Here is a 21,294-nt window from a genome sequence, read left to right on the forward strand (position 1 = left end):
CTCCACGGTTTTCACTTCGGGCAACCCCGGTGAAAGCACACAGCAAACCCCCGACTGAGCCAAGCCAGACGGGGGTTTTGCGTATTTATATGTAGGGCCTGCGGGACTTGAACCCGCGACCAAGGGATTATGAGTCCCCTGCTCTAACCAGCTGAGCTAAGGCCCCGTGGTAGTACGCACGACGCGCGCAGCACACCTCTAGGTTACCGCAAAGTCGCAGACGCGCAAAAAATACCCTAGCCGTGCGCCTTGCGCCGGTCGTGTGCCTCCGCAAGAGCTTTATTGTAGTGCAGATTTGAAATGTAGAGGGACTCAAAAATCTGCCAGGTATTTTCAGCCCGATGCGGGGCAACCAGTGCTTTGCTGGCTTTGCCCATCTGCTGCCGCCCCTCATCATCCAGCAAAAGAATCGAGGCGAGCTTCTCCGCTAGATCCCGAGCGTTGCCCGGTTCAAAGAGGTAACCGTTTTCGCCCTCGCGCACCAGATGGGGCAGAGCAAGCGCGTCCGCCAACACCACAGGTAAAGACGCGCTGAGCGCTTCAAGGGTCACCAGCGACTGCAACTCGGCAGTACCGGGCTGGCAGAAAATATCCGCACGCAGGTAACCCGCGCGAAGCTCCTCATCTGAAACGTACCCCAAGAAACGCACGCGGTCACTTATACCCAGCTCATCAGCAAGCGCCGCTAGCTTATCGCGCTGCTCACCATCACCTGCGATCTCAAGCACCGCGTGGGAAAGCTCCGCAGGGAGCAAAGCGAAGGCGCGCAAAAGAACATCGATATTTTTCTCAACCGCTAGGCGACCCACAAAGTAGATGGACAGCTGATCGGGATTCTTCTCGATGCTCTCATGGTCCTGTAGCTCATAATCCCCGATTTCAATGCCGTTAGATACCGCAATCGCATCGCGCTTAAACACTCCAGAATCGTGCATCGCCTGCACCGCGATGGGTGTCGGGGTGGTCACCACCTGCACCTTGCGCAGCACCCTACCCATATCCCACCACAGACCCTTAGCGATAGCTCCCTGAGCCGCATGGGGAACAGGCAGAAACGGCGCAAGATTCTCAGGCATCATGTGGTTGGTAGCCACCACGCGAATACCGCGGCGAACCGCCTGAGCTGCCAGCACGCGTCCCACCACCAGATGGCACTGAAGATGCACTACATCAGGCTTAACCTCATCAAGAATTCGCCCCACCTCACGCCAGATTTCCCAGGGAGAACAGATCCGCAAATACTCGTGCGTGGGTACCTTATGAGAACGCAAACGGTGCTCAGTGATACCATCCTCAATCACACGGCGGACGCTAGAACCGTTCTCGGGGTTTGCCGCAACCACGTGTACCTCATGACCACGATCTCGCATAGCAAGAGCCAAACGGTGACCGAATTGCGCTGCCCCATTAACATCGGGCGGGTAGGTGTCAGCACCAATCATCACAGTCAAAGCAGGCGAAACCATCTCATACAACCTTTGAATCACTCGGCGGGGTTTTCAACGTATTCAAGAATACCCGGTATCACAGCCCTACCGATTCTTCACAACAGTTTTGGGCAGTAAATTACCCAAGGCACAAAAAACTGGCCCGTCACCCTATCCGGTGAAGAGCCAGTTTTATAAAGGGTGTTCACCGCTTTTATTTGCGGATCAGCTTACCCAAGAAAACAATGAACGCGGTCACCGAGGCAGCCAGTGTAGCAAGCGGCTGCCAGCGTGCCTGCAGGTTCTGCGCGTCAGAAGCATTGCGACCGATACGAGCACCAGCGTTTGCAACTCGTGAAGGAGTCTGCATCGCAGCCTGCTTTGAGTTATTGGTCAGGGTCGCAAGGTTAGTCTTGACCTGAGCGGTGTGACGATCGAAATCATCGCGCAGGCTCTTCATATGCTCACGGCGCTGCTGAGTGCGTTGCTTGAGCTGATCCTCGTTAGGTGCAGGAGCAGCAGGAGCCTTCTGTGAGCCGTCTTCGTTCGTTGATTCAGCCTTCTTCTCAGTTTCCTTCTGCCTTTCCTTCTCACGCATTTCGCTCTTGACGCGCTGGGAAGTCATTGCTGAGCCTTCCTTCAGAACACCAAGGTCGTAAAGAATACCGAAGATCGCAGATTCAGGCTTGAAAGGCAGCTGTTTCATAATCATCTTGTAGCCCGCAAACGCTAGGATTGCAGCAAGCACCAAGAAAATAAGAACCAGTACCAGTGCAGCAGCCCACGGAGGCATGAGCTTCGACAGACCAACAAACATCAAAATAACCAGTGCAATTGCCATAAGCAGAGCAAAGATAAGACCAACAACAGCTACTGCTGCGCCCTTGCCAACGGCAATACCCTTGTCTTTGAGCTCAAGTTTTGCAATCTGAACTTCGTCTTTAACCTGCTTGGGAGCAAGACGGGTCAGTACCTTACCCGCGTCAGCGACACCAGTAACGCTAGCTTTAATGCGTTCAATACTGGCACGCACGCCCGATTCGGCTCGCTCTGAACCGTTAAGGTTTTCGTGAGTGGACATATCCACCTCTCATTCATAGTAAGTCTACTTCTAAAAATACTTTACGCGTCTTTATCTAAGTTTAGGCTGATTTAGCAGAACACCAAAGCCCCACTGCAAGAAAACTCACTTTACTGCGAAACTTTTAGCCCTCTTCAGCGACAACTTCAACGGTTCCCGTTAGCGTCTTGTGAACTGGGCAACGGCGTGCAATCTCAAGCAGACGCGTCCGCTGTTCAAAACTCAGCGATTCAGCAAATTCAATGACGACGGCAAAACGGCTACGGCGCTCTTTGTTAGGCATTAGTTGAGCGCAGTGGGTTACCGAAACTCGTGTGTCACCCAACTCGATGTTCTTACGACGCGCGTACATACCAACAGTCATGAGAGTGCAGGACGCCAGTGCCGACTGAAGCATCTCGTAGGGGTTAGGACCCAGCCCCAAACCACCGGGGACGCTTTCCGGTTCATCCATGACCCACGCATAGTGCTTAGTCTGCACCAAGGTCGTGAAATCACCTTCACCGGTGGCTCGAACACTGACCATACCGGTAGGCAGCTCAGCATCTGCTACTACCTCAATCTTTTCAGCAGAAATATTCTCAGTCATATTTTCTATTTTGACAGCTTTACCGCGCGTCCGGCATATTTCGCAGTTTTTACTGCGTGTAAAGGCGCATAACAGCGAAAGCAATGCCCCCTCCAACGTGACTGTCTTCAGTTTTTCCGAGTGTGCGAGGAAGTAAAAAGCTGAAGACAGAAAGCCCGTACAAACCAAATCACCAAGGCTGTACCCAGGGTAAATGGCGGGTGCCCTGTTTTTGGGCATGAAAAAACCGCCACCCACTTGGCTGTTTAGCCTAGTGAATGGCGGTTTGTTTGCTCCCCCGACTGGACTCGAACCAGCTGTCTTCAGTTTTTCCGAGTGTGCGAGGAAGTAAAAAGCTGAAGACAGAGAAACAAAAAGACTCAGCCGAAGCTGAGTCTTAGTTTTGCTCCCCCGACTGGACTCGAACCAGTAACCCTTCGATTAACAGTCGAATGCTCTGCCAATTGAGCTACGGGGGAATATTCCCTGCGATATTTCAATCGCTGCAACGAGTAATAACTATACGCAGGTTTTTGGGGTGATGCAAATCGAAAATAAATGAAGTGCATCACATGGGCTGGTTGTTGGTGTGAACAGCTGGCGCTCCGTCTAGTCTTGCCCTTCCATGATGCGTCTGCGCGCGATTTCGAGCTGCATAAGCTCGCGTTGGATGCGTTGGAATTCTTCGGGTGCAGCATCGGCGTTGAGCCGTTGAATTTCCATGAGGAGGTCTGATTTTTGGCGGTTGATTTGTTGTTCGAAGAGTCGGTTGAGAATATCGCGGGCGTAGCGTGCTAGTTGCTCTTCGGTGGAGGCAGGTATGGGCGCGACGGTGAGTTCCGCGAGCAGAGGGTGTACAGGTTCAGGTGCGTAGGCGCGGATGGTATTAACCCAGGTTGCTCCGGGTTCTGGCCACATCTGTGCGGCGGCTCCGATGATTCCGCGTCCGAGTGCGGCGTGTACTGAGTAGCGGAAGCTGATTTTCGCGAGTTCTTGCCATTGCCCTTGTCCCAGAAGCTGCGGGCACTGAATGATGATTTCGAGCGCTTCGCGTTCCATGCGGGCTACTGGGTCGCGCATATCGGGTTGCTCGAAGGCGTCCGCGCCGGTGGCTGGCGCCTGCTCTGTGGCAGGTTCGGTGCGGGTTTGCTCTGCGAGTCGGGCACGTTCGCGGGCTGAAACCTGTGGGTTTTGTAGCGCCCAGCTGACGGCTCGTTGTACCTCGTCAATGTCAAGTCCCAGCTGACCAGAAACTCGACGTATGTAGGCAGGACGCAGGGAGGAATCTTTGATTCCCGCGACGATGGGAGCAATAGCTCGCATGCCACGTACACGCCCTTCAACGGTGGTGAGGTCGAAGGTTCGCAAAGTAGCGTCGATAGCGAATTCAAAGAGCGGACGCCTCGATTTTACGAGGGCGCGCACCGCGGCGTCCCCTTGTTCAAGGCGCAGATCGCAGGGATCCATTCCCGAGGCGGCAACGGCAACGAAGGTCTGGGCAACGAAACGCTGGTCATCTTCAAAAGCTGAGAGGGCTGCTTTCTGTCCGGCGGCGTCCCCGTCGAAGGTGAAAATAACTTCTCCGCCACTGCCGTCGTCCCCCATGAGCCTGCGAATGATTTTGATGTGCCCCTCACCGAAGGCGGTACCACTGGTAGCAACGGCAGTATCAATACCGGCAACATGCGCTGCCATCACATCGGTGTAGCCCTCTACGACAACAATTTGTTTCTTCTTGGCGATGTTGCGTTTTGCAAGATCGATACCATAGAGCACCTGGGATTTTTTGTAGAGCGGGGTCTCTGGTGTGTTGAGATATTTGGGGCCTTTATCGTCCTCGTACAGACGGCGAGCGCCAAAGCCTATTGTTTCGCCGCCGAGTGCGCGGATAGGCCACACGACGCGCCCGCGAAAGCGGTCGTAGAGCCCTCTGTTACCTTCTGAGAACATGCCGGTTTCGCGCAGTTCATCGTCGGTGAAGCCACGGGAACGCAGGAATGTGAGGAGGTTATCCCAACCTTTGGGTGCATAGCCGACACCGAACTTTTTGCAGGTTTCGGGGTCAAAACCTCGCCCGCCCATGAACTTTTGCGCTTCGCTAGCGGCGGGGGTATAGAGGTTGCGTTGAAAGAATTCCGCGGCGACTTTGTGAGCGTCAAGCAGTCGTTGGCGCTTACCGGTTTCGCGTTTGTCGGGTGCTTGCCCGGCTTCGTAGTGTAGCTCGTAGTTGATGCGAGCAGCGAGCTTTTCGACAGTTTCAGTGAAAGAGGTGTGGTCCATCGCCATGACGAAAGCGATGACGTCACCAGATTCTCCGCAACCGAAACAGTGGTAGGTGCCCATCTGCGGGCGCACGTGAAAAGAGGGCGTGCGCTCATCGTGAAAAGGGCACAGCCCTTTAAAGGAGCCGATACCGGCACCCTTGAGGGTCACGTACCCCTCAACGATCTCGCGGATGTCGGTGCGAGAACGAACCTCGTCTATGTCTTCACGTCGAATTAAACCTGCCACAGATAACAGTCTAGTCCACCTATGCCGGGGTAGAGCCGGTGCTTGCTGATAGCTCAAAATTTCATGCGCTCATACGCTAAAAGCACGTTGATCCCCTTTACTGAAAAGCTATCTTCCCGTTGTTGTTATCTGTTTGAAGAGATCAAGGGCTGAGCGGTCGGTGAGTGAAGCTACCTGGTCAATCACCAAGCGCAGACGTGCGGCATCGTCATTGGGACCTAGCTCTACGAGGTCTGCACGGAAAGTTCTATCAAGTAAAGAAGTGTCTTCAAAAAGCGCGGTAACAAGAACACCGAGGACGCTGCGCTGCTGTTCGTAGTGGGGCAGCGCGTCCCGCGTGGTCATCACGTAGGCGGTGGCAATCCCCTTCATCACCGCGATTTCGTGTTCAGTTTCAAGCGGAACGACAAGAGTAGCGTTGTAGCGTACCAAGGGATCGTTCCCGTATTTTTCACGGGTTGCATGTACGGCAGCGGCGGCAAAACGACCAATCACATCTGAGGTCAGGGCTTTGAAACCCGCCATGGACGCGCGCGAGCCGCTCATGTGTGTACCCCACCGATCAATGTTCTCTAAACGCATGAGGGCGGCGTTAAGCTGCTCGTCGGTGGCATTGGGTAGATACCACTGGCGGGTTTTCTCAAAGACCCGTTCGCGTGCAGCGGGGTCATTGAGGTGATGCAGCTGCACATGACCGCCGAATACCGCGTCTTCAACGTCATGCACAGAATACGAAATATCGTCGGCAAGGTCCATGACCTGAGCTTCCATGCACTTTTGAGTGGGTGCAGCACCTGCTGCCACTGCCTCAGAACGGAACCATTCAAACACCGGCATATCATCTGCATAAGCCCCGAACTTACGGTTGGGTTTGCCATCGGTACGAGCGGGCGCTGCCTCGCGCGTCCAAGGGTATTTGCAGGAGGCGTCCAAAGTAGCGCGGGTCAAATTCAGCCCGGCACTACCATCGTCATTGCGCATGACCTTGGGTTCTAGACGGGTGAGCAACCGTAAAGTCTGAGCGTTGCCCTCAAATCCGCCGGCGTCCTGCGCTAGCTCGTTCAAAGCAGTCTCGCCATTATGCCCAAAGGGCGGATGCCCCAGATCGTGCGAAAGACAGGCGGCATCCACCAGGTCAGGGTCGCAACCCAGCATGCGCCCTATTTCTCGACCAATCTGGGCAACCTCAAGCGAGTGGGTGAGTCGGGTGCGCACAAAATCATCGGTATTCGGATCCAGCACCTGAGTTTTAGCACCCAAGCGCCGTAGGGCAGAAGAGTGCAAAATTCTCGCGCGATCCCGCTCAAACGCCGAACGGTAGACGTTGCGATGGTGCTCAGGCACCCACCGCTGAACGTCCTGCTCGGTATAACCGGTAGAGCTACCAATTTCTGGAGGCTGCCCCGCATGAGGCTGGTGGTTCGACGTAAAACTCATGGTGGGCGTCCTTTCCTAATGCTTAAAGAATATCGCTATCGTCGTCAAACCCGTATTCGGGAGGGTAAACGATAGTTCCCGGCGCTAATTCAAAATCGGGGTTAAGGTTGCGCACTAAGAAGTGACTGCGCTCGATGGGCGCTTCAGTTTTAATGCCCTCGTAGCGAGCAGGTTTAAAACCCAACTGAGCGAAGAAATCTGGGGTATGAACGGCATCTGCGTGCGCGAGTAAGCAGCTGGGAGTACCTGTACTCCGCGCGTCCGACTCTGCCCGCTGACTCAAGGTAGATAGTAGTTGCATGGACGCGCCTTCCTCCCCCGCAAGCCCAGCAAGAAGAAGGGTCGGGAAGCTACCAACCCAACACCGCACAAACGCAACGTGAGCTACTGCCACGCCGATTTCAGCGCCATTATCACGAGCAGTGAGCGAGTAGTGGGGCAACCAGATAGTGCGGTTTTCCTCCAGCTCACGGAGTAACGCTAAAGTTTCGGGGCGGTCAGCGTAGAGGTGGGCGTAATCGGTCATAGCATCAAGCATAAAGAAAGTACCGTCTTCGGGCGAAAATATGAGCTGCTCCCCAAAGACGGTATTTTCGCTTTAAGACGGTACATTTGAGGGGTGTTTTACCCGCCTGAGATGTCCAGCTCGGCGCCCACCAGACCCAAGCGTTCGGCGTCTCCCAGAATCCGCGAGTTTAGCCACCCATCGGGCAGGTGCGGTTTCTTCGGTGATCCAGCGCGTCCACGGGAACCTTCTACCGAGGCACCGGGATAGCCAATGGAGTGATCCAGTTCTGATAAGTATTCGCGCAGGGTCGCCAGATCAGGCACGGTTGCCATCTTGGCACGCAGCTGACCGCCCACCGGGTAGCCGTGAAAGTACCAGGCAACATGTTTACGGATTTCGCGCAGCCCCTTGAGTTCATCACCAAAAGTCTCCACCAGCAACTCAGCATGGCGGTAAATCATATCGGCAACTTCGCTCACGCCGGGGCGATGGCGCTCTTCAGAACCCTCAAACGCATTCTGCAAATCACCAAAAAGCCACGGACGACCCTGGCAACCGCGTCCAATCACTACGCCGTCAACACCTGTTTGCTCAACCATATCGATAGCGTCCTCAGCGGCGAAAATATCACCGTTACCCAAAATGGGAACATCGGGAATCGCTTCGCGCAGCTCTGCAATAGCATTCCAGTCTGCCTTGCCCGAGTACCGCTGTTCCAGGGTGCGACCGTGCAAAGCGATACCAGCGACGCCGGCGTCTCGAGCAATTTTTGCTGACTCAATAAAAGTTAGGTGGTCTTCATCGATACCCTTACGCATTTTGATAGTCAGCGGAATATCGTTACGCGATGCTTCTTTGACTGCGTTCTGCACGATGGCGGTGAAGAGGTCAGTCTTCCACGGCAGGGCAGAGCCACCACCAAGCTTGGTAACCTTGGGGACGGGGCAACCAAAGTTCAGATCGATGTGATCGGCGCGGTCCTCTTCGACCAGCATGCGCACAGCCTTACCAACGTTCACCGCGTCCACACCGTAAATCTGCACCGAACGGATTTTCTCATCATCATCGTGTTCGATAATGCGCAAAGACTCGGGATTGCGTTCCACCAACGAACGGGCGGTCACCATCTCGTTGACGTAGAGCCCTCCCCCGTACTCACGGCACAGGCGACGAAAGGCCTTGTTCGTCACCCCAGCCATGGGAGCAAGAATAACGGGCACGTCAATAGTGTGCTTACCCAGGTGCAAGGGAGGCAGCTTGAGCTGCTTTGAGCGAGAGGTATCGATAGTTTCAGTCACCTAGCAATTTTCGCATACTCAGCGTATGCGTGGGGTTTGCGGCAACTCACAACAGAAAAAGCTAGTTTTAGAGCAAATGAGAGGCGCGCCTCTATTGCCACATACGGCAGGTCAAACAAGAGAGCCCCCCCCCCCCCCGAAAAATCCGAAAGCAATGAAGTACTCTTTTTAATCAGTTTTCTAAGATTATTTTTACAAGAACAAAAGCAGTAGGTAGGTTTTATACATGGATGAAACGCGAGTAGAACGTATTCTACGGGCGGTCGAATGCATCCCGGCTAGTGAAGTGGCTACCTACGGCGATCTGGGCAAAATCACGGACGAATCCCCAAGAGTCATCGGTAGGGTCATGGCGACCTGGGGCTCCAATGTTCCCTGGTGGCGGGTGGTGAACGCTAAGGGTCAGATCTCCGGTCATTTTGCCCAAGCGCTACCTCATTGGCAAGCAGAAGACATAACGGTTAAAGAAGAAGCCGGTGCGGTCGCTTTGAACAAGCACCGCACCGAGCTCTCGGTTCTTCAAGTCGCTTGGTATCAGGCGGTTGCAGACCTTACGGAGTCATCATACCGCCGGTAATCCCCAGGGTTTCACCGCTGACCTAGGACGCTTCGTCCGAGGCAAGGAACACATAGGCACCTACACATTCGGCGGGCTGACCGTGGCTGGGTTACAAGGGAATCAAGAAGGGGCGGTCAGGTACGCGGAGGACACCGCGCGGGCACAGTGCCTGCGCTAGACCCCTTGCTGAAGGTGTTCTGTGTTGCCTTAGTCAGAGCGTAATCCAGCAAGATAGCTGGGAGCTTGTATGCCTGAATCGCCACCCCCTCATCAGGGCATGGCGTCCCCAAAGACGACCATGACCAACAGAAGATTCAAAGCCCAAATCTGCAAGGGGCTCCATCTTAGAATCCAAACCCGGTTTTTCTTGCTCCTACCCCAGAGGTTTCATAGCTTCGTACTTGCTACGGGGTCATCAGTTCAGACACAATATCTCAACTCAACGCTGGTTTTAATGGTTAGTCTGTAACGCTAGGTACTGATGGCAAAGCCCCGTGCATTTCTCGTATGAAGAATTGCACAGGGCTTTGTTACACCTAGCTAGAAATTAGCGAGGGAAGAATTAGAACTTACGGTTCTGCTCGTCGCCTTCAACGATGATTTCTTCCTTGCGTACGTCAGCTGAAACGCGCTCGGTCTCAGTGTGTACTTCCTTGCCCAGTGAAACGCGCTCGGTTGCAACGGTTTCGGTTGAAACAACGGGACGCTCTTCGTGTGCGGTAACGGTTACGTCAGCGCGTGCTTCTGCTGAGTCGAAGTCGTAGCCTTCAACTACTTCGCCGTCACGAACTTCGCTGCGCTCAACAACAATTTCTTCACGACGTACGGGAACCTCAACGGTCTCGGTGTCGGTGTGAACAACCTTACGCAGGCGAACCTTGCCGGTTTCGCGTGCTGAGGTTGCAGTTGAAACGTTCAAGCGCTCTTCGTGAGCAACAACATCGCCCTCGTGCGCGTCAACGTCGCGGTGAGCGTCAGCGTGCGCTTCGGTACCTGCGACACCTGCGGTGGTGGTTGCAGTCTCGGTTGCATGTACGTCACGGTCGCCAGCTACGGGAGCTGCTGAGAGTGAGTAGTACTCGTACAAGCGCTGCTCTTCAGCAGGTGAGAGCTCGCCGTCTTCAGCGATGCTCGGAGCGTCCTTGACGAAATCCTTTGAGAAGGGAACAACAATCTCATCACCGTTGTACTGAGCGTTGTTCAGAGGTACGAAGGTCTCGTTTGCGCCAAACAGACCGGTTGCAACAGTTACGAAGGTGGGCTGGCTGTTGTCTGCGTCGAGGTAAACTTCGCCGACCTTGCCAATCTTTTCACCATCGGTTGCTACAACAACGCTGTTACGCAGGTTTTCAATTGAAGTGTTAGCCATGATTAGCTACCTTTCTTTCCCTATCATGTGAAGAGCGGTTTGCCCTTCCATCGATACTGTTCTTTCGAACTGCAGATAAGACGAACCAAGTTGACTGTTTATCACGCTACTGAGTATTTTTACCGAAAAAAATTTTTGACGAGAGTCACAGACTCCTGCCAAAATCTTCAGTTTTCAGTTTTCCCAGCCTGCCACAAACTACATGTTCAGCCCGAACTTTCTTGAGACTCAGCTTACCACCTTTCAGAAGTAGTTCGCCCACTTTCTAGTGACACAGGGCACCCCCAGTGTGTCTGAGGTAAGCAGCAAAAAATTTCGTGACTTTTTACGTCTATACCCCGTCGTCACCTGCATCACCTGACCATCCCCACCCTTCCGATGCATACTGACAGACCCCAAAAAGCTCACTCCTCAGAAGACCGCCCACCGTTACAACCAGCCTTTTCCTCCTCACGGCGTGAGCCGGGTCTACCTTCCCGATTTTGCTTGATTTTTCAAGCAAAAAGACGCGACGCTACCTCGGCAAGAGGGGCGACGCGTCCACAGGTTTCAGGGTTTAGAGAGCTTTGAGAGAAGGCTCAGCTACCACCATGGTTTCAGTAACCACAGAAGCTGCCCCCGACTTCACAAAGTGGTCAATAAGCACCGCTAAATCCTCCATAGAGTCATCAACTTCAACCGTCACAGGGTACTGGTACGCCAACAGCGAAAGCACCTGAACAATAGCTTCTCGCACCCCCACGAAGTCATAATCGTAACCAAGTAAAATTTCGGTTGCGGAGCCCTCCGCAATTTCAGCACCGGGTACATCAGCCTGCAACGGACGGTAGCTCACAGCGAAAGCCTTAATATCGCCCTTTTTGCCCTGCTTCTTGGCAGCGATGATGTCATCACGCAGAACAATCGCGCCAAAAGCCTCAGCCTCATCAGAAAGAAAGAGGCGATTGACACGCGGCAACGGTGTTTCAGCTGGAGGATCCCACGCGTGTGATCGCACATAGAAATCCCACAGTTTCTGGGTGAGCTCGATCGAGCCGGTGGCAAGATCTTCAATTGCCTGGTGGGCACGTCCATCTTCATCTTCGTGCAGTGGCACCAGTGGAATCGCACCCGCCTCAATACGAACCAGACGCGAGCGCTGCAGATTCTCCAAGCCGTGTACCTGCGCGAACGCTTCCCCTGCGCTACCGGGTTCAACCTTCGTGCGCAGAGTATGAACACCCGAGGGAGAACTTTTCGCCAGCTCTCGAAGTTTGTTCAGCAGTAAAGTACCAACACCCTGCCTGCGGTGTTCGGCAGCAACCTCAAGATAAGACCATAAATGGCGATGATGAAGGGACGTTTCGTAAATAGTGCCCGCTGCTACCGGAATACCCAGGTGCTCAACAACCAGGGTTCTTGACCAAGGCTGGGCATCGGAGTCAGCCGTAATGGACGCACGGAATGCCTCATTCGTGCTGTTATCAGCATCGTGCCAAATCTCAAGCAGAGCTAAATCATCGCCATCTTGCCAGGGGCGAACAGTAAAATCTTTCATAACACCTCATGTGTGAATAAATGCAGCAACCGAGCTGCTCATAGCCGAAATTCTTAGTATTTACCTACCAGTCTACGAGAGCTAAAGGGCGCACCCGGCAACTGTTCACCTGAACGCAAAGTTTTGCTACGTACCAGTTAGGTATGATCGTTAGATTATGACTATGTCCAAGACTCTCGCAGATAAACCCACCATCACTGGCGACCTGGTTGAACTGCGTCCATTCGATAGCGAAGCCACCGAAGCAATGCTCAGTTTCATCAAGGAGCCCGATGTCCTCAAGCGCACAGGCACCGTACATTCTACCGAGGACGCAAAAAGCGGCGCCCCCGGTGGCTACGAGCACGCCCGCAGGTGGTACGAAACACGCAACGAGCAAACTGACCGCATCGATTTGGCGGTCTTCTCTTTGAACGAGAAAAAATATGTGGGCGAAGCAGTGCTCAACGAATATGACGCTGCAGATCAGTCACTCAACTACCGTATTCTTATTGGTTCTGCTGGACAGAGCAAGGGATACGGAACCGAAGCGACCCGCCTATTAGTTGATTACGCCTTTAGAAACCTTGATATTGAACGCATCAGACTTGAGGTATTCGACTTCAACGCCCACGCCCGCTACGTCTACACCTCGGTTGGTTTCACAGAAATTGAACGCGTCCCAGACGCGCTGATCTTTGACGGCAAAACGTACGATTCCATCATCAAAGAAATAACCCGCGCAGACTTTCAAAAGTTTCAACCGCTGAAGCAGGTAGGGGCAGCTGCGTAAAAGTTACCCCGCCCCGCCTGTTGCGGTTTACGCACACGAAGCACCCGTGAGGTAGCGGGTGATTCTTTGTTGCCGCCCCTAAAAACCTTTGGTGCAAAGAGTCTATAGGACTAAGGACGCGTTGCCCTTCCCCGCGCCTCAAGCAGGGGATGAACAGCGCGTCCGGGTGCATACGCTCGCCGGTGCCCTCGCACCAAATCGCGTTCTTTTTAGAGAGCCAGCTTATCTGCCAGGTAGCTCTTGACCTGACCCAAAGAAACGCGTTCCTGGTTCATGGTGTCGCGCTCACGGATAGTGACAGCATTATCTTCAAGAGTGTCAAAGTCGACGGTAATGCAGAAAGGGGTGCCGATTTCGTCCTGGCGGCGGTAACGACGACCGATTGCACCGGAGGTGTCATAGTCGATGTTCCAGTTCTTGCGCAGTTCAGCAGCCAGCTTCTCAGCAGTCGGGGTCAAGTCTTCCTTCTTAGACAGAGGAAGAACAGCAGCCTTGACCGGAGCCAGACGCGGGTCGAGCTTCAGCACAGTGCGCTTATCAACGCCACCCTTGGTGTTAGGAGCTTCGTCCTCAACGTATGAATCAACCAAGAACGCCATCATGGAGCGGGTCAAACCAAAGGAAGGCTCAATCACGTAGGGTACGTAACGCTCACCGGATGCCTGGTCAAAGTACTCAAGTTTGGCATTTGAGTGCTCGTTGTGTACACCAAGATCATAGTTGGTGCGATTGGCAACGCCCATGAGCTCGCCCCACTCGCTACCCTGGAAACCGAACTTGTACTCCAGGTCAATAGTGCCTGCTGAGTAGTGGGCGCGGTCGTCCTCAGGAACATCGAACTTACGCATGTTATCGGGATTAATGCCCAGGTCAATAAACCAGTTCCAGCAGTCATCGACCCACTTCTTGAAGTGTTCATCAGCTTCATCAGGATGAACGAAGTACTCGATTTCCATCTGCTCAAACTCGCGGGTGCGGAAGATGAAGTTACCAGGGGTGATTTCGTTACGGAAAGCCTTACCAATCTGACCGATACCGAAGGGAGGCTTCTGACGAGCAGCGGTTACCACGTTGTTGAAGTTTACAAAAATACCCTGAGCAGTTTCAGGGCGTAGGAAGTGCAGCCCCTCTTCATTATCAACCGGGCCCAGGTAAGTCTTCATCAAACCAGAGAAGTTCTGGGGTTCAGTCCACTCACCGCGGGTGCCACAGTTGGGGCAGGCAATTTCAGCCATACCGTTTTCAGGCGCGCGACCCTTCTTCGACTCAAAAGCCTCAATGAGGTGATCCTGACGCAGACGGGTGTGGCAGGAAAGACACTCCACGAGAGGGTCAGTAAAGGTAGCAACGTGACCAGACGCCTCCCACACTGCCTTCGGCAAAATAATGGAGGAATCAAGACCAACCATGTCCTCGCGTCCGCGCACGAAAGTCTGCCACCACTGCTGACGGATGTTTTCTTTCAGCTCAGCACCGAGAGGGCCGTAATCCCATGCTGAGCGGGTACCACCGTAAATTTCACCCGCCTGAAAGACGAAACCGCGGCGCTTCGCAAGCGCAATAACGTTATCGAGAACTGACTTCTCTGCCATGAATCTTTTCGCTCCTTGTGCTCCACCACTGGATGCGGCGTGCTGGGGTTTCTTATTGGGTCTGTGCGTTTGAAAGTTCAACGCGCTTGAACTAGGTTACCAGCGTTCACCTGCTGCCAGGAGAAAAATGAAGCGAGTAAAGTGTGAACTATGAGTGATATTGAAGAAGTTTATATTCGCGATGAAATGATTCGCTTGGGTCAGTTTCTGAAACTCGCCTCAATGGTTGAAAACGGTGTGCATGCCCGCGAGGTTATTGCGGACGGTTTGGTCAAGGTCAACGGCGATATTGAAGAGGCACGCGGCAAGCAGCTGCACCCCGGTGACACCGTGACGCTGAACGGTGTGACTGTAAAAGTGGCACGCGAGGAGTTCTAAAGCGCGTCCCGCACGCCGGAGCTAAACGTCATTCACCTTTAGATGCACGATTCACCTGAGATGCAGAGGTGAATCGTGCATCTAAAGGCAACCCGCTTCTTGAAGGACGCAACAGCTCGGCACGCAGAGCGTCTTAGTTCATGACCTTCTGCTCAATAAATTCAGCCACGTGCCCGATTTCTTGGGCGTTGACGCCGTGACCCATGCCCGAGTACAGTCTCTTGGTCGTCTCAAAGTGGTCACCTGCGTACTCAAGGGTGAACGCTACCTTATCTTCGGGAATCACAGGGTCTGCCTGGTCGCGTCCGTAAAACAGGGGAATCTGAGCAGCAGCCACCGCGGCATTGTCAAAGTAGTTGCTCTGCGTTTCAATAACGTAGCCCGAGAGACCAATCACTGCCTTTACAGCGGTAGGACGATGACGCGCCACCGAGGTAGCCACCGCCATGCCCTGCGAAAAGCCAAGGAGGGTAATGTCGCTATAAATACCGGCGTGATCATCGAGCCACCGCAGTACATAATCACTGGCAAGTTCGACCCCGCGCACGTTCGTATTCAGGCGCTGATCCAGCGAGTACCACTGATAGCCCATTGCGCTACCGGGAATATACGCCTGATTTAGTTCAGCATCAAAAGGCGCACCTACTGGTTGCGGGGCGCGCAAAGCCACGTAAGTCATACCCTGATTCGGCAGATGCGGGGTCAGCCCCAACAGGTCTCGCTCGTTAGAACCATAGCCGTGCAAAAGCACTACCAAATGGCTATCTTCGCGCTGTTCAGGACGGTTGGAATATTCAGCGGTGTAAGTCATAGCCCCATTCTCGCACGGTGTAGTCGCACCCCAGGAATATTGAAGAGTTAGGCGTTGGCAACCCGAGCTCTTCAAGCGGCAGCAGCCACCTGGGAGGGCACTCCCCTGTTCTCCTCTTCTCGTTCACTGTGTTCGGCAAGTGCCTGACGCAGAATCCTCTCTACTTGACCGGTCTCAATCAAGAACCCGTCATGCCCTGAGGGCGAGTGAATGACCTGAGGTTCTACCGGGTGAGGCAGTGCGGACGCAAGAATGTGAGAATCACTGGGAAAAAAGAGACGATCCGAGTCAACGTAGGCAACCAACCAGTGGCAGTGCGCCGTGGGTTCTAGCGCCTGACGTAGGCTACCGCGTCCGCGCGCCACGTCGTGAGTTAAAAGAGCCTCATTGATTGCCAGGTAGGAATTAGCGTCAAAGCGTTTAACAAGTTTTTCGCCCTGGTAGTCTAGGTAGCTTTCGACCTGGTACCTGCCGCGACCGGTGTTGTAGGAGGTCAGGGGCTGTTCGCCAGGCTGGACGTCGCGTCCAAAGCGGAAGTCGAGTTCGGCGGCAGAACGGTAGGTTGTGTGAGCGATACGGCGCGCCAAAGCCAGACCTGTTTCGGGGGCTACTCCGTCGTAGTAGTCACCGCCCGCGAAATGAGGATCCTGACGAATCGCCAGGTTCTGCATATGCCCCCAGGCGATAGTATCTGCCGTTGCCGATGATGCTGACGCGATCACAGCACAACCGCGTACCCGATCGGGGAAAGTGGCTGCCCATTCCACTGACCGCGCACCACCCAGGGAGGCGCCGATAACATAGCTAAAACTCGGAATACCCAGGGCATCGGCTAACCTCGCCTCAGCCCGTACAGTATCGCGAATCGTCACCTGCGGAAAACGAGAACCCCAGGGTTTGTTCTCTGGATCTATAGAGGAGGGAGCGGCACTGGCAGGCCCCGTTGAGCCATTGCATCCACCTAAAATATTGGGAGAAACCACAAAATACTTGTTGGTATCAATCACAGCACCCGCGCCCACGATGCCCGCCCACCAGCCCTCAGTCTCAGCATAGGCACGGGTCTTCGCATCGGCATCATCGCCTACCAGTCCCCGCGAAACGTGGGTATCACCGGTCAAGGCGTGTAAAACCAGAATCGCGTTTGAAGCGTCGTGGTTTAACTCGCCCCAGGTCTCATACGCAAGAGTAACCTCGGGCAGCACTTCACCTGATTCAAGGGTGAGATCACCAACCGTCTCGAAACGAAGTACTCCGTCTTCACGAGCAAAATTGCGGGGTTGAATCGTCATTGATGGTTTTTCCTAGACTATTGCTGGGGTCAAAGGCAGACAGATAAAAGTAGGCGATCAAGAATAAAAATCCCCTGCCAGTGGGCGATACCCACCGGCAAGGATCGGTGGAGAGCTTAGCTAATTGCCTCAAAACCTAGTTCGAGGTCAGCAAGGATGTCATCGATGTGCTCAATACCCACCGACAGGCGAATAAAGGCAGGATTAATACCGATGGCGGCAAGCTCCTCATCAGTGGACTGCGAATGGGTGGTTGATGCCGGGTGTACCACCAGCGAGCGCACGTCGCCCACATTGACCAACAAGGAGTGAAGGCGCAAGGCGTTGACGAAGTTCTGGGCGGTAGTGGCATCAGCGTTTTTGAGGGTGAAGCCCAGCACCGCGCCGGGGCCGTTGGGAATGTATTTCTGTGCCAGCTCGTAGTAGGGCGATGAGGGTAGCCCCGCCCATGTCACCGATTCAACAGCTTCGTGGGTTCCAAGGTACTCAGCGACTTTGCGAGTGTTCTCAATGTGGCGTTCCACGCGCAGCGAGAGGGTTTCAAGACCAATAGCAATGTTGAAGGCGTTGGTGGGTGAGATTGACGAACCTAAATCACGCAACAGCCCCACGCGGGCTTTGATGATGTAGGAGACGTTGACGCCAAAGGGTGAATCCGGTCCCAGATCACGGGCGTAGACTAACCCGCCGTATCCCTCGTCCGGGGTGTTGAACAGGGGGAACTTCTCGGGGTCTTTACCGTAATCGAAGTTGCCCGAATCAACGATGACACCACCAACCGACGTACCGTGCCCACCCAAGTATTTAGTGGCAGAATGAACCACGACGTCCGCGCCCCACTGGATGGGGTTCAGTAGGTAGGGGGTGGGAATGGTGTTATCAACAATTAGGGGCACTCCCGCCTCATGTGCAACGCCTGCAACACCCTCAATATCAAAGACATCGCCGCGCGGGTTCGGCAGGGTCTCACCGAAGAAAGCCTTAGTGTTGGGCTGAACCGCTGCTTTCCATGCCTCAAGGTCATAAGGATCTTCCACGAAAGTGGTTTCGATACCAAAGTTCTTCAAGGTGTACTTGAGCAAGTTGTATGACCCGCCATAGAGAGAAGGGGATGCAACAATATGATCGCCTGTGCCCGCTACGTTAATGAGGGCGTAGGTGGTTGCTGCCTGACCAGACGCTAGCAGCAGCGCGTCCACACCGCCTTCAAGGGCTGCAATACGCTTCTCTACTGCCTCTTGAGTGGGGTTGTTGATACGGGTGTAAATAGGGCCAAGCTCTGCCAGGGCGAAACGGTCTGCTGCCTGCTGAGAGTCTTTAAAAACAAAGGATGTAGTCTGGTAGATCGGCAGTGCGCGAGCGCCGGTTGCCGCATCGGGTTCTTGCCCGGCGTGAATCTGCTGTGTTTCGAACTTCCACCCGGTGGGGTTTGAGGGGGTGGGAATAGTGCGCTCTGACATGTATGCCTCCAATAAGTTTTGTTTTTCTTAGTGGGGCTGATGCGTACAGGGGTTGTTTTTACCCGTACACGGTCAAAGTTTCTTGAGCACACAGTACATCTGAACCCTTAGTATTACCTGCTGAGAGTGACAAAGAGTCTGTAAGCGCATCAAGCCCGCGTTTGTAACGTTTGGTGCTGCAAGGCTTAGAGCCTTGCAGTCGTTACCCGGTCTTCACCCAGGGCACCCCACCGCGGTTGGAGGGTTGCCGACCAGCTAGCTGGGGCTTAGCGCTGGCTCTCATGACCTGCCTCTATGTTTTCGTATGCACCGGTGCCCGGTCAAGACAGCCCGAATAGATTTCTTAATGTGTAAACATTACGTCAGATATTAAGCCGCCGAGATCCTGCTATAAATCAGGTTCTCGGCGCAGGGGTATGAGCTTCTTACAACACCGCCCACAGCGTAAAATGATTTTTTAAGATTTGAACTCATCGCTCAGGAAGTAAACCCTATGGTTACGCATCAGCCCCCCGTAGCAGCCCAGCATCCGACCGTTCGCACTTTTCATGAAGATAGTGTCAGCGACTCTTACGAGTGGTTGCGCGATAAAGACAGCGAAGAGGTTTTAGCTCACCTGCACGCTGAGAATGCCTACACTGAGCAGGTCACAGCGGATCAACTACCGCTCCGCGAAGCAATTTTCAGTGAGATTAAAGAGCGTACCCTTGAAACTGATCTCTCGGTGCCAGCCCGTAAGGGTTCGTGGTGGTACTTTGCGCGCTCGGTTGAGGGTGAGCAGTACCCGGTGATGTGCCGGGTTGCCGCGTCCACTACTGACGATGATATTGCCGATTACACTCCCCCAGTGATTGAACCGGGCGTTGCCCTTGCCGGTGAGCAGGTGCTACTCGATTGCAATGAGTTCGCCCGCGAGCTACCCTACTTTTCTTTGGGTGGCTACAGCGTGAGTTTCGATGGGGCGCTGCTGGCGTTCTCGGTTGATTCCAGCGGCGATGAGCGCTACACCCAGCATTTCTTGGACTGTTCTACCGGCACCCTGTTAGATGAAACTATCGACAATATTTTTGCGGGTTCTTTTCTAACTCCCGATGGTTCATCGCTGATTTATACGGTTGCCGATGAGTCGTGGCGTCCCTATGAGGTGCGTAGGCATCTACTGGGTTCAACGCAGAAAGATCAGCTGCTCTTTCATGAAGCGGACGCGGGTTTCTGGTTGGGTGCCGAAATTTCTAGCGACCAGTCCTCGCTCATTATTGAAGCCGGTAATAGTGAGTTCGCCGAGGTGTATGTGGTTGCCCTCGATGCGCTCGATAGTGTGGACGCCGCCCACCTCACCCCTGTCATCTCGCGAAATGAGGGTGTGCAGTACGGGGTTGAGCCTGTGACCGTTGCGGGCAGTCAGCACCTGCTCATTGTGCATAACTTTAGGGCAGTTAATTCTGAGGTGGTGTTAGCACCAGCTGTCCCGATGCCTTTTAACCAGTTGAAGGACGCTTGGGTTAAGGTTCTGCCCCATCAAGAGACCGTGCGTGTTGAGGGTGTGGCGCTTTCCCGCGACCGTCTGGTTGTTGCTGCCCGCGCTAACACCACGAGCAGACTCTTTTTCGCCCCTGTCTCTGCGCTGCAAGAGCTCATGGTCAGTGGTACTTCACCTAAGTTTGACGAACCTGCCGGTTTCACCGAAGAACTTTATACCTGCACGCTCAGTGCCGCGCACGGAGACTCTCCCGTAGTGCGCTTTAGCTACGGTTCGTGGGTCACTCCCACTCGCATCTACGATTACTTCCCGGCAACCGCCGTACTTGAGATGCGCAAGGAAACCCCGGTTTTGGGTGGCTTTAACCGCGAGGATTACCGTGCTTACCGGGTCTGGGCGCAGGCGTCCGACGGAACCGATATTCCCGTATCCATCATGCACCGCGCTGACCTTGATCTCACCCGCGAGCACCCTGTCTTGCAGTATGGCTACGGCTCCTACGAGGTCTCTATGGACCCGGCATTCAGCATCGCCCGCCTTTCGCTACTTAATCGCGGTGTCATCTTCGCGGTCGCGCACATTCGCGGCGGTGGAGAGCTGGGTCGTCAGTGGTACCTTGATGGCAAAAAACTCGCCAAGAAAAATAGCTTCACGGACTTCGTTGCTGTTACTGATTATCTGGCTGCCCAGCCCTTTGTGGACGCCACCAACATCGTCTGCATGGGCGGTTCAGCTGGTGGTCTGCTCATAGGCGCAGTGCTCAACCTCGCCCCCGAAAAATACCGGGCGGCTATTGCTCAGGTTCCCTTCGTAGATGCCCTCACCAGCATCCTCGACCCGGAACTGCCGCTTTCAGCCCTTGAATGGGAAGAGTGGGGTAACCCCCTTGAATCGCGTGAAGTCTACGAGTACATGAAGTCTTACTCACCCTACGAGAACATCCGCCCGGTACGCTACCCACCCATCGCCGCAGTGACCAGTCTCAATGACACGCGCGTCCTCTACGTCGAACCAGCAAAATGGGTTGCGAAACTGCGCAAAACTATTGACCCCACCTCGCCTGTACCCCTGCTCAAAATTGAAATGGACGGTGGTCACGGTGGCGGTTCCGGGCGTTACACCCGTTGGCGCGATGCTGCCTGGGACTACGCCTTTGCCCTCACCCACATGGGACTCTAATACCCGCTGTTGTGAATTCTGACCGGTGACCCCAC

The 21,294-nt window shown here is 54.2% G+C and carries 17 protein-coding genes, 2 tRNA genes and 1 riboswitch; of the genes, 4 read left to right on the forward strand and 15 right to left on the reverse strand.

Going from position 1 to position 21,294, the window contains the following annotated elements; translation table 11 throughout:
- Positions 1-92: 92 nt before the first annotated feature.
- The 9 genes from JTP09_RS04815 to dusB all read right to left on the reverse strand — a co-directional run bounded on the left by JTP09_RS04815 (position 93) and on the right by dusB (position 8,830).
- Positions 93-166, reverse strand: a tRNA-Ile gene (locus tag JTP09_RS04815).
- A gap of 70 nt (positions 167-236) precedes the next feature.
- Positions 237-1,466 carry a glycosyltransferase gene (locus JTP09_RS04820; RefSeq protein WP_204877320.1) on the reverse strand — a complete coding sequence of 410 codons (1,230 nt, stop codon included), beginning with the start codon at positions 1,464-1,466 and terminating at the stop codon, positions 237-239.
- 175 nt (positions 1,467-1,641) lie between these two features.
- Positions 1,642-2,508, reverse strand: coding sequence for a phage holin family protein (locus tag JTP09_RS04825; protein ID WP_204877321.1), 867 nt, complete (start codon positions 2,506-2,508; stop codon positions 1,642-1,644).
- A 124-nt stretch (positions 2,509-2,632) separates the two neighbouring features.
- Positions 2,633-3,097 (reverse strand): OsmC family protein, encoded by a 465-nt coding sequence (locus tag JTP09_RS04830; RefSeq protein ID WP_204877322.1) that lies wholly within the window; start codon positions 3,095-3,097, stop codon positions 2,633-2,635.
- A gap of 385 nt (positions 3,098-3,482) precedes the next feature.
- Positions 3,483-3,555 (reverse strand) — tRNA-Asn (locus tag JTP09_RS04835).
- A 130-nt stretch (positions 3,556-3,685) separates the two neighbouring features.
- A complete protein-coding gene (gene dnaG, locus JTP09_RS04840; protein WP_204877323.1) occupies positions 3,686-5,587 on the reverse strand; it encodes a DNA primase in 1,902 nt (633 codons plus the stop codon).
- Positions 5,588-5,695: 108 nt separating this feature from the next.
- The gene (locus tag JTP09_RS04845) at positions 5,696-7,024 is read right to left on the reverse strand and encodes a deoxyguanosinetriphosphate triphosphohydrolase (protein WP_204877324.1); all 1,329 of its coding nucleotides are present in this window, start codon (positions 7,022-7,024) and stop codon (positions 5,696-5,698) included.
- Between the two features lie 22 nt (positions 7,025-7,046).
- Positions 7,047-7,562 carry a hypothetical protein gene (locus JTP09_RS04850; protein ID WP_204877325.1) on the reverse strand — a complete coding sequence of 172 codons (516 nt, stop codon included), beginning with the start codon at positions 7,560-7,562 and terminating at the stop codon, positions 7,047-7,049.
- Positions 7,563-7,648: 86 nt separating this feature from the next.
- On the reverse strand, positions 7,649-8,830 hold the full coding sequence (gene dusB, locus JTP09_RS04855) for a tRNA dihydrouridine synthase DusB (RefSeq protein ID WP_204877326.1): 1,182 nt from the start codon (positions 8,828-8,830) through the stop codon (positions 7,649-7,651).
- A gap of 226 nt (positions 8,831-9,056) precedes the next feature.
- Here dusB and JTP09_RS04860 point away from each other — a divergent pair, with 226 nt between their 5' ends.
- Positions 9,057-9,407 carry an MGMT family protein gene (locus JTP09_RS04860; protein ID WP_204877327.1) on the forward strand — a complete coding sequence of 117 codons (351 nt, stop codon included), beginning with the start codon at positions 9,057-9,059 and terminating at the stop codon, positions 9,405-9,407.
- 544 nt (positions 9,408-9,951) lie between these two features.
- Here JTP09_RS04860 and JTP09_RS04865 read toward each other — a convergent pair.
- A complete protein-coding gene (locus JTP09_RS04865) occupies positions 9,952-10,758 on the reverse strand; it encodes a DUF2382 domain-containing protein (RefSeq protein ID WP_204877328.1) in 807 nt (268 codons plus the stop codon).
- A gap of 556 nt (positions 10,759-11,314) precedes the next feature.
- Positions 11,315-12,295 (reverse strand): GNAT family N-acetyltransferase, encoded by a 981-nt coding sequence (locus JTP09_RS04870; RefSeq protein WP_204877329.1) that lies wholly within the window; start codon positions 12,293-12,295, stop codon positions 11,315-11,317.
- 163 nt (positions 12,296-12,458) lie between these two features.
- On the opposite strand from JTP09_RS04870, the gene JTP09_RS04875 reads away from it, so the two are divergent.
- The gene (locus JTP09_RS04875) at positions 12,459-13,067 is read left to right on the forward strand and encodes a GNAT family N-acetyltransferase (RefSeq protein ID WP_204877330.1); all 609 of its coding nucleotides are present in this window, start codon (positions 12,459-12,461) and stop codon (positions 13,065-13,067) included.
- Positions 13,068-13,276: 209 nt separating this feature from the next.
- Here the strand turns inward: JTP09_RS04875 and JTP09_RS04880 are convergent, their stop codons facing one another.
- Positions 13,277-14,659, reverse strand: coding sequence for a glycine--tRNA ligase (locus tag JTP09_RS04880; protein ID WP_204877331.1), 1,383 nt, complete (start codon positions 14,657-14,659; stop codon positions 13,277-13,279).
- Positions 14,660-14,809: 150 nt separating this feature from the next.
- On the opposite strand from JTP09_RS04880, the gene JTP09_RS04885 reads away from it, so the two are divergent.
- Positions 14,810-15,037, forward strand: a complete 228-nt coding sequence (locus tag JTP09_RS04885; protein WP_204877332.1) for an RNA-binding S4 domain-containing protein — start codon at positions 14,810-14,812, stop codon at positions 15,035-15,037.
- 133 nt (positions 15,038-15,170) lie between these two features.
- Here the strand turns inward: JTP09_RS04885 and JTP09_RS04890 are convergent, their stop codons facing one another.
- The 3 genes from JTP09_RS04890 to JTP09_RS04900 all read right to left on the reverse strand — a co-directional run bounded on the left by JTP09_RS04890 (position 15,171) and on the right by JTP09_RS04900 (position 18,600).
- The gene (locus tag JTP09_RS04890; protein WP_204877333.1) at positions 15,171-15,848 is read right to left on the reverse strand and encodes an alpha/beta hydrolase; all 678 of its coding nucleotides are present in this window, start codon (positions 15,846-15,848) and stop codon (positions 15,171-15,173) included.
- A gap of 71 nt (positions 15,849-15,919) precedes the next feature.
- Positions 15,920-17,140: a homoserine O-acetyltransferase gene (locus JTP09_RS04895; RefSeq protein WP_204877334.1), complete on the reverse strand. Its 1,221-nt coding sequence runs from the start codon at positions 17,138-17,140 to the stop codon at positions 15,920-15,922.
- A 116-nt stretch (positions 17,141-17,256) separates the two neighbouring features.
- Positions 17,257-18,600, reverse strand: coding sequence for an O-acetylhomoserine aminocarboxypropyltransferase/cysteine synthase family protein (locus tag JTP09_RS04900; RefSeq protein ID WP_204877335.1), 1,344 nt, complete (start codon positions 18,598-18,600; stop codon positions 17,257-17,259).
- Positions 18,601-18,752: 152 nt separating this feature from the next.
- A riboswitch (SAM riboswitch) is annotated at positions 18,753-18,887 on the reverse strand.
- 206 nt (positions 18,888-19,093) lie between these two features.
- Here JTP09_RS04900 and JTP09_RS04905 point away from each other — a divergent pair.
- Positions 19,094-21,259 carry a S9 family peptidase gene (locus JTP09_RS04905; RefSeq protein ID WP_204877336.1) on the forward strand — a complete coding sequence of 722 codons (2,166 nt, stop codon included), beginning with the start codon at positions 19,094-19,096 and terminating at the stop codon, positions 21,257-21,259.
- Positions 21,260-21,294 lie beyond the last annotated feature (35 nt).

Source organism: Rothia sp. ZJ1223, from assembly GCF_016900985.1.
Taxonomy (GTDB): domain Bacteria; phylum Actinomycetota; class Actinomycetes; order Actinomycetales; family Micrococcaceae; genus Rothia.

Bases quoted from the DNA above. Each gene is read 5' to 3' on its own strand.
- JTP09_RS04820 (WP_204877320.1), bottom strand. From the start codon at position 1,466: ATGGTTTCGCCTGCTTTGACTGTGATGATTGGTGCTGACACCTACCCG.
- JTP09_RS04900 (WP_204877335.1), bottom strand. From the start codon at position 18,600: ATGTCAGAGCGCACTATTCCCACCCCCTCAAACCCCACCGGGTGGAAG.
- JTP09_RS04890 (WP_204877333.1), bottom strand. From the start codon at position 15,848: ATGACTTACACCGCTGAATATTCCAACCGTCCTGAACAGCGCGAAGAT.
- JTP09_RS04860 (WP_204877327.1), top strand. From the start codon at position 9,057: ATGGATGAAACGCGAGTAGAACGTATTCTACGGGCGGTCGAATGCATC.
- JTP09_RS04830 (WP_204877322.1), bottom strand. From the start codon at position 3,097: ATGACTGAGAATATTTCTGCTGAAAAGATTGAGGTAGTAGCAGATGCT.
- JTP09_RS04895 (WP_204877334.1), bottom strand. From the start codon at position 17,140: ATGACGATTCAACCCCGCAATTTTGCTCGTGAAGACGGAGTACTTCGT.
- JTP09_RS04885 (WP_204877332.1), top strand. From the start codon at position 14,810: ATGAGTGATATTGAAGAAGTTTATATTCGCGATGAAATGATTCGCTTG.
- JTP09_RS04825 (WP_204877321.1), bottom strand. From the start codon at position 2,508: ATGTCCACTCACGAAAACCTTAACGGTTCAGAGCGAGCCGAATCGGGC.
- JTP09_RS04905 (WP_204877336.1), top strand. From the start codon at position 19,094: ATGGTTACGCATCAGCCCCCCGTAGCAGCCCAGCATCCGACCGTTCGC.
- JTP09_RS04880 (WP_204877331.1), bottom strand. From the start codon at position 14,659: ATGGCAGAGAAGTCAGTTCTCGATAACGTTATTGCGCTTGCGAAGCGC.
- JTP09_RS04850 (WP_204877325.1), bottom strand. From the start codon at position 7,562: ATGCTTGATGCTATGACCGATTACGCCCACCTCTACGCTGACCGCCCC.
- JTP09_RS04865 (WP_204877328.1), bottom strand. From the start codon at position 10,758: ATGGCTAACACTTCAATTGAAAACCTGCGTAACAGCGTTGTTGTAGCA.
- JTP09_RS04875 (WP_204877330.1), top strand. From the start codon at position 12,459: ATGTCCAAGACTCTCGCAGATAAACCCACCATCACTGGCGACCTGGTT.
- JTP09_RS04870 (WP_204877329.1), bottom strand. From the start codon at position 12,295: ATGAAAGATTTTACTGTTCGCCCCTGGCAAGATGGCGATGATTTAGCT.
- JTP09_RS04845 (WP_204877324.1), bottom strand. From the start codon at position 7,024: ATGAGTTTTACGTCGAACCACCAGCCTCATGCGGGGCAGCCTCCAGAA.